The organism is Amycolatopsis sp. NPDC003731 (genome assembly GCF_053586895.1).
In genome coordinates this window covers 1-13,602 of sequence record NZ_JBSFNC010000200.1, presented here as the reverse complement: position 1 = coordinate 13,602, position 13,602 = coordinate 1, and the positions used below count along the sequence as shown (strand labels likewise).

9 protein-coding genes are annotated in these 13,602 nt (G+C 72.7%); 6 read left to right on the top strand and 3 right to left on the bottom strand.

The window, feature by feature from the left end; translation table 11 throughout:
• Positions 1-112: 112 nt before the first annotated feature.
• Complete coding sequence (locus ACWDN5_RS42900) at positions 113-1,501, bottom strand: FAD-binding oxidoreductase (protein WP_449680302.1); 1,389 nt, start codon at positions 1,499-1,501, stop codon at positions 113-115.
• An 81-nt stretch (positions 1,502-1,582) separates the two neighbouring features.
• Positions 1,583-4,567 (bottom strand): ATP-binding protein, encoded by a 2,985-nt coding sequence (locus ACWDN5_RS42895; RefSeq protein WP_449680301.1) that lies wholly within the window; start codon positions 4,565-4,567, stop codon positions 1,583-1,585.
• 297 nt (positions 4,568-4,864) lie between these two features.
• Here ACWDN5_RS42895 and sthA point away from each other — a divergent pair, with 297 nt between their 5' ends.
• Complete coding sequence (gene sthA / locus ACWDN5_RS42890) at positions 4,865-6,277, top strand: Si-specific NAD(P)(+) transhydrogenase (protein ID WP_310974969.1); 1,413 nt, start codon at positions 4,865-4,867, stop codon at positions 6,275-6,277.
• Positions 6,278-6,280: 3 nt separating this feature from the next.
• Here sthA and ACWDN5_RS42885 read toward each other — a convergent pair whose 3' ends face one another.
• Complete coding sequence (locus tag ACWDN5_RS42885; RefSeq protein ID WP_310974970.1) at positions 6,281-6,604, bottom strand: hypothetical protein; 324 nt, start codon at positions 6,602-6,604, stop codon at positions 6,281-6,283.
• Between the two features lie 200 nt (positions 6,605-6,804).
• Between ACWDN5_RS42885 and ACWDN5_RS42880 the strand changes: the two genes are divergently transcribed.
• The 5 genes from ACWDN5_RS42880 to ACWDN5_RS42860 all read left to right on the top strand — a co-directional run bounded on the left by ACWDN5_RS42880 (position 6,805) and on the right by ACWDN5_RS42860 (position 13,522).
• Complete coding sequence (locus ACWDN5_RS42880) at positions 6,805-8,694, top strand: intein-containing Rv2578c family radical SAM protein (protein WP_449680300.1); 1,890 nt, start codon at positions 6,805-6,807, stop codon at positions 8,692-8,694.
• A gap of 146 nt (positions 8,695-8,840) precedes the next feature.
• Entirely contained in the window at positions 8,841-9,443 is a 603-nt protein-coding gene (gene merB / locus ACWDN5_RS42875) for an organomercurial lyase (RefSeq protein ID WP_449680299.1), read from the top strand.
• 95 nt (positions 9,444-9,538) lie between these two features.
• Positions 9,539-11,314, top strand: a complete 1,776-nt coding sequence (gene aspS, locus ACWDN5_RS42870) for an aspartate--tRNA ligase (RefSeq protein WP_310974973.1) — start codon at positions 9,539-9,541, stop codon at positions 11,312-11,314.
• Complete coding sequence (locus ACWDN5_RS42865; protein WP_449680298.1) at positions 11,314-12,261, top strand: DUF389 domain-containing protein; 948 nt, start codon at positions 11,314-11,316, stop codon at positions 12,259-12,261. The genes aspS and ACWDN5_RS42865 overlap by 1 nt, the downstream gene beginning before the upstream one ends.
• A 79-nt stretch (positions 12,262-12,340) precedes the next feature.
• Positions 12,341-13,522 carry a phosphotransferase gene (locus ACWDN5_RS42860; RefSeq protein ID WP_449680297.1) on the top strand — a complete coding sequence of 394 codons (1,182 nt, stop codon included), beginning with the start codon at positions 12,341-12,343 and terminating at the stop codon, positions 13,520-13,522.
• Positions 13,523-13,602 lie beyond the last annotated feature (80 nt).

Sequence of the window (13,602 nt, the reverse complement as noted above, 5' to 3'; positions counted from 1 at the left end):
CGAACCTTTGTCAAGGCGGGAAAGCGTGCCTTGACAAAGGTTCGCCGTCCGTGTTCTGGCTTCGGATCGGGGTTGCGGGGGGTCTGGGTGCCGTTGGTGGCCGGGTGCGTTGTCAGGCTGGGCGGATGTTCTGGTTGATGTGGAATATGTTCTCCGGGTCGTACTTCCTCTTCACCGCCGCCAATCTTTCGTAGTTGCCCTGGTATGACGCCTTCACTCGGTCCTGGCCCTCCTCCATCATGAAGTTGATGTACGCTCCTCCCGCCGATGTCGGGTGGAGTTCGTCCCAATAGGTGCGGGTCCACTCCGCGATTTCCCCTGCCTTCCCCGGTGCGGGGTCCACGCCCACGATCACTCCCGACCAGCCGCCCCCGCGGTGGGGGAAGGCCGTTGCGTCCGGGGCCACCCTGCCGGCCGCTCCGTCGATCGGGTACAGGTGCATCGATGAATGCATTGTCGGCAGTTTCTCGCCGTTCTTCAGGTGGATTTCGATGGCCTCGTCGGAGATCTCGTGGAACACGTCCGCTCGCCAGTACCACTGGAGGCCTGCGGGATACAGCGCGTCGAATGCTCCCTGCAGTGCCGTGTACGGCAGGTCGTGGAGGCCGACCAGCAGCGGCTCACCGAACGAGCGAACCGGCTCCAGGACTTCGTCCGCCTTGTCGTGCGCGCCCGTGTAGCACCAGACGATTCCGCAGGCTTTGCGGCCCCACAGCTGCTCCGGGAACGGGGGTGCCGGCGGGACCGTCAGCAAGCCGAACCAGCCGTTGAGCTCCTCCGGCAGCGCGGGGAGCAGCTCGCGGTACCAGCGCAGCACCTCCGGCGTGTCCGCCAGGTCGTACAGCACCGGCCCGCCGATCACCACGCCGTGCTCTCCGATGTCGTGGCAGCGGAACGTGAACGACGTGACCACGCCGAAGTTGCCGCCTCCTCCTCGTAAGGCCCAGAACAGGTCCGGGTGCTCGGACTCCGAAGCGTGCACGAACGAACCGTCGGCGAGGACGACGTCCGCTCCCAGCAGGTTGTCGACCGTCAAGCCGAAGCGGCGGGCCAGGTAGCCGATGCCGCCTCCGAGGGTCAGGCCCGCCACCCCGGTGGACGCGACGATGCCCGACGGCGTTGCCATCCCGAACGCCACCGTGGCGTGGTCGACGTCGCCCCAGGTGCAGCCCGCGTCGGCGCGGACCGTCTTCTTCACCGGGTCGACCGTGGTGCTGCGCAGGCGGGACAGGTCGATGACCAGCGCTCCGTTCGCGACACCCAGGCCGCCCGCGTTGTGGCCGCCTCCGCGCACCGCGATGTCCAGGCCGCGGGCTCGGCCGTAGCGGACGCAGGCGACGACGTCGGCCGCGTCGCGGCAGTAGGCGATCGCCGCCGGGCGCTTGTCGATCATGGCGTTGTAGACGGCCCGGGCCTCGTCGTAACCGGGGTGGGCGGGCGTGACGAGGTCGCCGCGCAGGGCGGCGGCCAGTTCTTCGTGCGGCAGAGCGGTGGTGGTCATGGTGGCCCCTCTCGGAGTTCGGTTCCGGAGGGGAACGTAGGCAGCGGGCGTTCGCCCAGCGTTCGGGTCGTTCGGGCCTGGTCAGGACCGCTCCAGGTCCGCCTCCGCCCGCCGCCGCAGGGCGATGCTGCCCTGGGCGCGGGCCAGCTCCACGGCCGCCCGGAGCCGGGGGACCGGGTCGGCGTCGTGGCCCGCCCGCAATCTCAGGACCTCCGGCAGCCACCAGCGGTCGTCGCGGGCCTCGCCGGCCGCCAGTGCCGCGTCCAGCGTGGCCCGGGCCGCCTCCGGTGGGGACAGCTCGGCGACCAGCGACAACCAGTACGGCATCCGAGCGAACGATCCCTCGGCCTTGAGGTTCGCGACGCCCTGCTGCGCCGCGGCCAGGCCGGCCGGGCCGCCGCGGGCCCAGCCGCCCAGCAGCAGCGCCCACTCCCGGTAGTACGCGAAGCCGTACCGTTCGCACAGGGCCCGCAGCTCCGTGACGACCACCCCGAGTGCCTGCCGGTTGCGGCGCATCTGGTGCGTCATCCCCGCGTACGCCAAGGCGATGGCCAGGCTGTACGGGTGGTCGATCCGGCGGGCGAGCGCGATCGCCTCGGCGCCGCACGCCACGGCCTCTTCCTCGTGCCCGAGCAGCCAGTGAGCGTGCGCCGCCCAGGCCGGCCCGTGGACGTCCGGGCGGGTGCCGATCGGCCACGAGGACGCGCCGCGCGTTCGCTCGGCGCCCAGCTCGAAGTGCCGCAGCGCCCCCGCCGGGTCGTGGCCGAGGCTCAGCGCCGAGCCCGCGACGATGAAGTGCGCCGAACCGCCCTGCTCGGCGCTCGTCCCGGGGGCGAGCAGGCCCAGCGCCCGCTCGGCCGCCTCGTGGGCCTGGACCGTCCGGCCCTGGACGAAGCGCGACGACCACAGCTCGAGCAGCGCGGTGAGCGCGGCCTCCGCGTCGCCGAGCGACTCCGCCAGCGCGAGCGACCGTTCCAGCGTGCGCTGCAGCTCGGGCGACGAGTAGCCCTGGTGGGCGTTGAGCGGCCCGGCGAGCGCTTCGAGGACGGCCAGTTCGTCCCGGTCGCGGTTGCCGCTCGCCGGCCGGGCCGTCACGAGCGCCAGTGCCTCCCGCAGCAGCCGGATCGCTTCGGCGTGGGCGAACGTCCCCGCGGCGACGGCCGCCGCCCGGCGGTAGTGCGCGACGGCGCGGTCCGGGCGGCCGCCGCGGGCGTACTGCTCGGCCAGCTGCGCCGCCACGGCGTCGGTGTCCCCGGCGTGCAGCAGCTCCAGGCCCTGGGCCAGCCGCCGGTGCAGCAGCCACCGCCGCGGCGGGCTGACCTGCTGGTAGGCCGTCTCGCGCAGCAGGTCGTGGGTGAAGTCGTAGGCGCCGCCGAACTCGCGCACGATCCGGCGCCGCCACAGCTCGTCGACGGCGTCGACGACGGTGTCCGCGTCGAGGTCGCTCGCCTCGGTGAGCAGTTCGAGGGTGACGTCCCGGCCCGCCGCGGCGGCGAGCCCGGCGATCTCGCGGGCGGCCGGGCCCGGCTGCTCCAGCCGCGTCCGCAACACCGCGGCCAACCCCTCGGCGGGCGGGGAATCGTCGGCCCGCAGAGCTTCGACCACGTAGAGCGGGTAGCCGCCGGTCGCCGCGTGCAGCAGTTCGCGGTCCGAAGTGGACAATGGGCGCCCGGCGACCGCCTCGCCGAGGCGGGCCGTGCCGTCGGCGTCGAACGGGCGCAGCGGCAGCTCGGTCAGCCTGCCGTCGTCGCGCAGCTGGGCCGTCCAGGCCGCGACGCCGGGGCCGGGGTCGCCGTCGCGCAGGGTCGCGGCGACCAGCAGCGGCGCGTCCGGCAGCAGGCCGAGGCAGAAGGTGACGAACGCGCCGGTCTCCTCGTCGCACCACTGCGCGTTGTCGAGCACCAGCAGCACCGGCCGCCCGCTCGCGGTGAGCGCCCGGGCCAGCCCTTCGAAGAACCGCAGGCGCTGCCACGCGTCGACGGTCGGGTGCCCGCCGCCGGCCGTCCGCGTGGCCGGCAGCAGCCGGTCGACTTCGGCGCGCCACACCGGGTCCAGCGACGCCGCCGCCCGCTGCACGGCCGGCGTGCGCAGCCAGTCGGCCACCGGCGCCAGCGCGAGCCGGCCCGGCGCGGCGAAGCACCGGCCGGCGGCCACGATCGCGCCCTCGGCCCGGGCTGCTCCGGCCAGCTCGGTGACCAGCCGGGTCTTGCCCACTCCGGCGTCACCGCGCACGAGGACGAACCCGGCGCGGCCCGCCGCGGCCGCCCGCCAGAGCTCGCCGAGGCGGGCCAGCTCCGCGGCGCGGCCGACGAGCCCGGGCGCGGCCGTCCGCCGCGGCTCGGGGTCCGGCCGGGCCAGCAGCCGCCGCAGGGCCGCGCGGGTCGCCTCGGCCGGGACGACGCCGAGTTCGCGTTCGAGCACCGACGCGCACCGGTGGTAGGTGCTCACCGCGCCCGCCCGGTCACCGGCCGCGGCCTGCAGCGCCATCAGCGTCCGGTAGCCCGTCTCCTCGAGCGGGCGCAGCGCGATCCGGCGGCGGGCCGCGGCGAGCGCGGCGGCGGGATCGCCCGACGGCGTCCGGCAGAGCAGGTCGCACAGCTCGACGCACTGGCGTTCGAGCTCGGCGCGGGCGGCCAGGACCCAGTCGTCGGCCAGGCCGGGCAGCAGCTCGCCGCGGTAGGCCTCGAGACCGGCCCGGGCATGCCTCGCGGCGGAGCCGGGATCCCCGGCGGCCAGCGCGGCCCGGTGCGCGACGGCGAACTCCCGCACGTCCACCCGGCTCGACGGGGTGTCCTGCCAGCACAGGTCCTGCCCGGTGATGCTCAGCGAGGGCGGGTCGCCCAGCACGCGCCGCAGCTGGTGCAGCTCCCGGCGGAGGTTGGTCAGCGCCTGCGCGTCGGTGGAGTCGGGCCAGAACAGCCCGGCGAGCAACCGCCGCGGCTGCGCCTGGCCGGCGTGCACGACAAGGTGCCCGACGAGCGCAACCGACCGCGGCGACCGGGTCAGCACGGCGCCGGAAGCATCGTCGGCGATGACTTGCTCGCCGAGCAGCGAGACGCGCAGCACCGGGACACGCTAACCCCGAGGCCGGTTCGCGTGCGGATCATGTGTGTGGCGGCGAGGCGGGGTCGGTTGGGTGGCGGTCTCGTCATCGGCGGGTACCGGGCAGCGCCGCTGCACGCCGGCTCCGAGGCCGGGGCGCGCGCGGGTCTCGTGGCGGCGAGGCGGTGTCCGTCCGGTGCTGGTCTCGTCGTCGGCGAGTACGGGCAGCACCGGCGCGCGCCGACACCGCGATCGGCTCGCGCGCCGATCTTCACCGGCAGGGGGTTGCGCCCGGCGCGCCGGGTGCGCAGGCTCGACGTCGTGAGCGAGCACGAGTACGACCTCATCGTCATCGGTTCGGGCCCCGGCGGGCAGAAGGCCGCGATCGCCGCGGCGAAGCTCGGCAAGAAGGTGGCGGTCGTCGACCGGCACGACATGGTCGGCGGGGTGTGCGTCAACACCGGCACGATCCCGTCCAAGACGCTGCGCGAAGCCGTCCTCTACCTGACCGGCATGAACCAGCGCGAGCTCTACGGCGCCAGCTACCGCGTCAAGCAGGACATCACCATCGCCGACCTGCTCGCGCGCACCCAGCACGTCGTCGGGCGCGAGGTCCAGGTCGTGCGCGCGCAGCTGCTGCGCAACCACATCGACCTGCTCGACGGCACCGGCTCCTTCGCCGACCCGCACACCGTCCTGGTCGAAGGCCGCCACCGCGGCGACCGGCGGACGCTGTCGGCCGACCACGTCGTGATCGCCACCGGCACCCGGCCCGCGCGGCCGAAGCAGGTCGACTTCGACGCCGCCCGCGTGCTCGACTCCGACGAGATCCTCCGGCTGGAGCAGATCCCGTCGTCGCTGGTCGTGGTGGGCGCCGGGGTGATCGGGATCGAATACGCGTCGATGTTCGCCGCGCTCGGCTCCCGGGTCACCGTGGTGGAACAGCGCGACCACATGCTCGACTTCTGCGACCCGGAGATCGTCGAGTCCCTCAAGTTCCAGCTGCGCGACCTCGGCGTCACCTTCCGCTTCGGCGAGAAGGTCGCGGACGTGGCGGTCTCCGACCACGCGACGATCACGACGCTGGTCAGCGGCAAGCGCATCCCGGCCGACGGCGTGATGTACTCGGCGGGCCGCCAGGGCATGACCGGCGAGCTCAACCTGGAGGCGGCGGGCCTGAGCGCGGACGAGCGCGGCCGCCTGGTGGTCGACGAGAACTACCGCACGGCGGTCCCGCACATCTACGCGGTGGGCGACGTGATCGGCTTCCCGGCCCTGGCGGCGACGTCGATGGACCAGGGCCGGCTCGCGGCGTACCACGCGTTCGGCGAGCCGGCGCACGAGCTGGGCGCGCTGCAGCCGATCGGCATCTACACGATCCCGGAGATCTCGTACGTCGGCTCGACCGAGGCCCAGCTGACGTCGTCGTCGGTGCCGTACGAGGTCGGCATCGCCCGCTACCGCGAGCTGGCGCGCGGCCAGATCACCGGCGACAGCTACGGGATGCTGAAGCTGCTGGTGTCCACGACGGACCGCAAGCTCCTGGGGGTCCACGTGTTCGGCACGGGCGCGACCGACCTGGTCCACATCGGACAGGCGGTGATGGGCTGCGGCGGCACGGTCGACTACCTGGTGGACGCGGTGTTCAACTACCCGACGCTGTCGGAGGCGTACAAGGTGGCGGCGCTGGACGCGACCAACAAGATCCGGGCCTTGGAGCGGTTTTCGTCCTGAGTCTCACCGCACCTGGGCGTTGGGGCTGACGTAGCTCCACCCGGCACCGCAGGCCGCGGTGGACCAGAGGGGGTCGCCCTGGGTCCGCCACGCGCCGTAGAAGTAGGAGTAGTCGAAGCTGCCGCTGGGCGTCAGGTAGCGGCAGTAGGCCATGGCCCGGAACTGGGTGCCGGAAGCGGAGGCGTAGCAGTAGGCGGTCGCCCCGTTGCCGGACTTCGAAGCGGTGCAGTAGGCGGGCGCCGCGGCCGCGGGTGACGCGAGGGCAACGGACAACCCGGCGGCCGCCACTGTCGCGGCGAGCACGGTCTTCGCGGTTCGAGAGATCATCGGGTCCTGCCTTCCGGTGTCGCGGATGGGTTCGCACGACGTCCACGCCGGCCGGGCGTGCCCGGTTGGGTGGCCGTCCGGAACACCACCCGGTCGGCCCAGCGCCGTCCCATCCGCCCCACGAACACCACCGGCACCACGTGATCCGCTTGTCCCGAACCGGTTTGACACCCGTCTAGAACATATGTTCGACTGGCGCCGTGCGATGGGATCGACAGCGGACAGGGGAGGGTGAACCGGCACTGCCCGGGCTCGAGGGCCTGGTGCGATCGGTGCGGTCACCGGAATTCGACGGCGTCACCTTTCACGAGGTGCACGCCCGGTCGGTGCTGAACAAGGTGCCCGCCGGGTCCGGGGTGCCGTTCGGATGGACCGTCAACCCCTACCGCGGCTGCTCGCACGCCTGCACCTACTGCCTCGAAGGCGGCACCCGGATCCTGATGGCCGACGGCCGGACGAAGGCGTTGTCCGACCTGAAAGTCGGCGACGAGATCTACGGCACCCGCGGCCACGGTGCCTCCCGGCGGCTGGTGCCGACCCGCGTCGAAGCGCACTGGACCACCTTGCGCGCCGCCTACCGGGTGACGCTCGACGACGGCACCCGGCTCGTGGCCGGCGGTGATCACCGGTTCCTCACCAGCAAGGGCTGGAAGCACGTCACCGGCAGCAAGTTCGGCGCCGCGCAGCGGCCGCACCTGGAGCCCGGCACCGAGCTGATCGGCGTCGGCCGGTTCGCGCCGACGCCGGACGAGACGCTCGGCTACCGGGCCGGCTACCTCTGCGGGATGCTGCGCTCCGGCGGGTTCGCCGCCGAGCCGGACGCTGCCGCCCGCGCGCTGCGCTACCTCCCGGACTTCGGTGCGTCGGTCGGTTTTCTCAAGGTGCCGCCGGATCCGGACGCCCACTGGCAGCGCGGATTCCTCGCCGGCGTCTTCGACATCGCGGGCGACTACGGCCGCGGCGTGCTCGCGGTGGCGCACGACGAGCCCGAGATCGCCGACGCCTTCGTCGCCGCGCTCGACCGGTTCGGGTTCGCCCACCAGCTGGACGAGGTGCCGAAGTTCCCGACACGCCAGGAAATCCGGCTGCTCGGCGGGGTCGGCGAGGTGCTCCGGTTCTTCCACGTCGGCAACCCGGCCGTGACGTGGAAACGGTCCCTCGAAGGCGCGGTGATCGGCGCGAGCCGGCGCCGCGTGGAGGCGATCGAACCGCTCGGGCTGCAGCTGCCGCTGTTCGACATCACCACCGGCACCGGCGACTTCGTGGCCGACGGCATGGTGTCCCACAACTGCTTCGCCCGGAACACCCACACTTACCTCGACTTCGACGCCGGCCGCGACTTCGACACGCAGGTGGTCGTCAAGATCAACGCCCCGCAGGTGCTCACCGCGCAGCTGAAGAAGCCGTCGTGGCGGCGCGAGCACGTCGCGATGGGCACCAACACCGACCCCTACCAGCGCGCCGAGGGCCGCTACCGGCTGATGCCCGGCATCATCACGGCCCTGGCGCGCTCCGGCACGCCGCTCTCGGTGCTCACCAAGGGCACGGTCCTGGCCCGCGACCTGCCGCTGCTGCGCGATGTCGCCCGCGACGTGCCGGTCGGGCTCGCGGTGTCGATCGCCCTGCTCGACGAGGAGCTGCAGCACCGCCTCGAACCCGGCACGCCGAGCCCGCGGGCGCGGCTGGAGCTGGTCCGCAAGGCCCGCGAGGCCGGGCTGCCGTGCTCGGTGCTGGTGGCGCCGGTGCTCCCGTGGCTGACCGACTCCGAAGAGGCACTGGACGCCCTGTTCGCCCAGCTCGCCGACGTGGGCGCGACGAGCGTGACGGCGTTCGCGCTGCACCTGCGGCCCGGCGCGCGCGAGTGGTTCGGCCGCTGGCTGGCGGGCACGCATCCGGAGCTGGTTCCGCGGTACCGCGAGCTCTACGCGCGGGGGAGTTACGTGCGGAAGGCCTACCGGGAAGGCCTCGCGGCGCGGGTCGGGCCGCTGCTGCGGCGGCACGGCCTGGACCGCAAGTCCGGGTTCGACGCGCGGGGTCCCGAGCTGCCGGCGGCGGAGGCCGCTCCCGCGGAGCAGCTGCGGCTGCTCTGAGGGTCCTTTTCGGACCGACTGGGTGACGCACTGGGCCGTTCGGGGGCGGTGTCTTCGGTTTGCGGCAAAATGTCCGATCGTGTCGTTGTCGCCCCGCCTCACCGGCGCCTAACGTCGAAGGGATCGATCCCGAAAGGAGCCGGACGATGACGACCTCGCGGACCGACCGTGTCGCGGCCGCCCGGCTCGCCTGGGCCGCCCTGAAGCTGACCCGGGCCGGCCGGCACCCGGTGGGCGTCGACAGGCTCGCCGCGACGGTCGGCGTCGCTCCGGCCGAGGCCCGCCGCCTGGTCGAGCTGATCGGGTTCACCCTGCACCGCGACCTCGTCTCGACCGGCCCGGCCCCCCGCGGCGCCCACCACCGCCTCGAGCCGGCCGAGGGCACCCTCGGCGCGGGCCCGGACGGCACGGTCGACATGTTCCTGCTCGCCATCGCGACCGGCGAGCGCGTCCACGCGGCGGCGATCTGCCCGGTCACCGGCACGCGCATCCGCATCGAGCTGATGCCGCACGGGATCCTCCTGGTCGATCCGCCGGCCGCGGTGGTCGCGGCGGTCGACCTCGGCTTCGGGCTCGAGGGCGTCGACGCGGTCGCCTGCGCGGGACAGCCGTTCTTCGCCTCCGCCACCGCGGCCGCCGGCTGGCTGGTGGCGCACCCGGGCGGGCGCATCTACCAGGTCGCCGCCTACCTGTCCCAGGCCCACCGTCTGGTCGCGGCGCTGGAGACCCGGCCCAAGTACGTCCTCTGACCACCTGGTCTCCCGAGCCTGCCGACGTCGTACGCTGGGTGGTTCGTTAGCCTTCTCAACAGGCGAACCACCCATGTCGAAGGAGAGCAGTCGCAGTGCTCCGCACTCACAACGCCGGCACCCTGCGTGCCGGACAGGCCGGACAGACCGTCACCCTCACCGGATGGGTGGCCCGGCGGCGCGATCACGGCGGCGTCATCTTCATCGACCTCCGCGATGCCAGCGGGGTCGCCCAGGTCGTCTTCCGCGAAGGCGAGATGGCCGAGCGCGCGCACGCGCTGCGGTCGGAGTTCTGCGTGAAGATCGTCGGCGAGGTCGCGAAGCGCCCAGAGGGCAACGCCAACGCCGAGATCCCCACCGGCGAGATCGAGGTCCTCGCGACCCGGCTCGAGGTGCTGTCCGAGGCCGCGCCGCTGCCGTTCCCGATCGACGACCGGGTCGACGTCGGCGAAGAGGTCCGGCTCAAGCACCGCTACCTCGACCTGCGCCGCAGCGGCCCGGCCGCGGCCATGCGGCTGCGCAGCGAGGTCAGCCGCGCCGCGCGCGAGGTGCTGCACGCCCAGGACTTCGTCGAGATCGAGACCCCGACGATGACCCGCTCGACGCCCGAAGGCGCGCGCGACTTCCTGGTGCCCGCGCGGCTCAAGCCCGGCTCCTGGTACGCGCTGCCGCAGTCGCCGCAGCTGTTCAAGCAGCTGCTCATGGTCGGCGGCATGGAGCGGTACTACCAGATCGCCCGCTGCTACCGCGACGAAGACTTCCGCGCCGACCGCCAGCCCGAGTTCACCCAGCTCGACATCGAGATGAGCTTCGTCGAGCAGGACGACGTCATCGCGCTCGGCGAGGACATCGTCTCCGCGCTGTGGAAGCTGATCGGGCACGAGATCCCGCGCCCCATCCCGCGCATCACCTACCACGAGGCGATGGCCAAGTACGGCTCGGACAAGCCGGACCTGCGCTTCGACCTCGAGATCACTGACATGACGGAGTTCTTCGCCGACACGCCGTTCCGCGTGTTCCAGGCCCCGTACGTCGGCGCGGTCGTGATGGCCGGCGGCGCCGACCAGCCGCGGCGCCAGCTCGACGCGTGGCAGGAATGGGCGAAGCAGCGCGGCGCCAAGGGCCTCGCGTACATCCTCGTGAACGAGGACGGCACGCTCGGCGGCCCGGTCGCGAAGAACCTGTCCGAGCACGAGCGGGAGAACGTCGCCGCGGCGGCGGGCGCCAAGCCCGGCGACTGCATCTTCTTCTCCGCGGGCAAGGCTTCGTCGACCCAGCCGCTGCTCGGCGCCGCGCGCGACGAGATCGGCAAGCGGCTCGGCCTGATCGACGAAAACGCCTGGTCGTTCGTCTGGGTCGTCGACGCGCCGTTGTTCGCGCCGGTCGAGGACATCGGCGACGACGTGGCCGTCGGCTCCGGCAAGTGGACCGCGGTGCACCACGCGTTCACCTCGCCGACCCCGGAGTGGATCGACAAGTTCGAGCAGGACCCGGGCAACGCCCTCGCCTACGCCTACGACATCGTCTGCAACGGCAACGAGATCGGCGGCGGCTCGATCCGTATCCACCGCGGCGACGTCCAGAAGCGCGTCTTCAACCTGATGGGCCTCGGCGAGGAGGAGGCGCAGGAGAAGTTCGGCTTCCTGCTCGACGCCTTCCAGTTCGGCCCCCCGCCGCACGGCGGCATCGCGTTCGGCTGGGACCGCATCGTCATGCTGCTGGCGAAGGCCGACTCGCTGCGTGACGTGATCGCGTTCCCGAAGACCGGCGGCGGGTACGACCCGCTGACCGCGGCGCCCGCGCCGATCACCGCGCAGCAGCGCAAGGAAGCCGGGATCGACGCGAAACCGGCCGCCGCCCCGCAGAACTAGTGCTGCACCTCAGGGCCGTGTGCCCGCAGGAGAAGACCGCTTCGGCGCTCGACATCCTGCGGGCCCACGCCGGCACCGCGCACCTCGTCGTGCACCGCGGCGCCGCCGTGGAACCCGAGGGTGACCTGGTCGAGGCGGACATCGCCCGCGAGGCGGCGGACGAGATCATCGACGCGCTGTGCGGCCTCGGTCTCGACCACACCGGCGGGATCACGCTCGAAGCGCTCGACACCGCGCTGTCCGACGCCGCCGACCGGGCGGAAGAAGCCGCGCCGGGCGAAGCCGCGGACGCCGTCGTGTGGGAGGAACTGGTCGCGCGGACCGGTGAGGAATCCCGGCTGAACGTGACGTTCCTGGCCTTCCTCACCATCGCCTGCCTGCTCGCCGCGGTCGGCGTGCTGACGAACTCGGCGGTGACGATCGTCGGCGCGATGGTGGTCGGCCCGGAATTCGGGCCGCTGGCCGCGCTCGCCGTCGGGCTGGTGCTGCGCCGCTGGGACCTCGTCCGGCGGGCGGGTGCCGCGCTGGGGGCGGGCTTCCCGCTGGCGATGGTGGTGACGCTCGGCGGCGCGCTGCTCGTGCGCGCGACCGACGTCTTCGGGGCGGACGCGTTCCGGCTGGACAAGAACCACGAGGTCGACTTCGTCTTCTCCGTCGGCGTGCCGTCCCTGGTCGTCGCGATGCTCGCCGGCGCCGCCGGGATGCTGGCGATGACGTCGGCGAAGTCGGCCGCGCTGGTGGGCGTGTTCATCTCCGTGACCACGGTGCCGGCCGCGGGGTATGCGGTCGTCGCGGCCGTGGCGGGGGAGTGGAGCCGGTGCGTCCAGTCCGTCGGGCAGCTGCTGGTCAACCTTCTCGGAATCGTTGCAGCTGCGGCCATTGTGTTGATCGTGCGCCGGAATGGGCAACGTTCACGGGTGGGAACGCGTCCGCTTTCACGCGGGTGACCCGTCTTCAAGCGGGATGCCCCTTTTTGTCCGGATGTCAGTAGTCATGGTTGCTCAGTCACGAGTAGGGTCGGTGACAATGACAGTCGACACCTCCTCCACCGGCGACGCTGGAGTCGGGGCAGGAGCCGAGCAGCTTGCCATCGCCGCGGCGGTCGCGGCGGGCGAGTCCGTTCTCTCACGCCGGTTCGGCAGCGCGATCACGTTGGTCGGACCCGAGGACCTCGCGGGGAGCGGGCCGGCCACGGTGGTCCGCGCGCGCGTGGTGTCGTCGTTCGCGCTCCCGCGCACGCTCGTCATCAAGCACTACCCGGACCGGCCGGAGTCCGGTGCCGACCCGTTCGCCCAGGAGGCGGTCAGCTACCAGCTGTTCACGGCGCTGGCCCCGGACGAGCGGATGTGCCCGGAACTGGTGGCCCACGACGGCCGCGACCGCGTGCTCGTGCTGGAGGACCTGGGCCGCACGCCGACGCTGGAGGACAAGCTCTACGCCCGCGACTCCCGCGCGGCCGAGCGGGCGCTGCTCTCCTGGGCCCGCTCCCTCGGCCGCCTGCACGCGAGCACGGCCGGCCGCGAGGCGGACTTCAACGCGTTGCTGCGGCGCCTGGGCGGGCCGGCGAAGGGTGATTCCGACGGGGTCGACGCGTTGTGCGCGCAGGTGCCTTCGCTGATCCAGAAGCGCCTCGGGATTCCGGTGCCGGACGAGGTGCTCGCGCAGGTGATGGCGGCGGTGGAGCAGTCGCGCGCGGCGGGGTTCCGGGCGTTCAGCCCGGTCGAGCTGAGTCCGGACACCAACCTGGTCACCGGGCAGGGCGTCCGGTTCCTGGACTTCGAGAACGGCTGCGTCCGATCGGCCCTGGTCGATGCGGCTCACCTGCGGTTGCCGTTCGCCGGCTGGCCGGACGCGCTGGCGCTGCCGGCGGGGATGAGCGAGGCGATGATCGCGGCCTGGCGGGCCGAGGTGGTCGGGGTCTGGCCGGCGTTTACCGATGACGAGGTGCTTGCCGGGCATTTGACGTCGAGCGAGCTGCTGCGGGTCTGGCTGATCACGGGGGAGGAGCTGGGAGCGTTGAACCTGTCCCGGCACGCTGCCCCGGTCAGCCGGGAGGCGGCTTTTGTGACCTGGTGGCGGGATTTGGCAAAGCATGCCGGGTACGTCCGGATGACGGCGGTTTCGGAGTTCGCTGCGCGGGTTGCTGCGGCTTTGGCGGCCCGGTTGGGGCCGCACGCCGATTTGGCTTTTTATCCGGCTTTCCGGTGACTCTGGTTCCCGCCGGCCCGAAGGCGGGATTGTTCCACGGCCGGCAGGTGGTGTCAAGGCGGGAAAGCGTGCCTTGACAC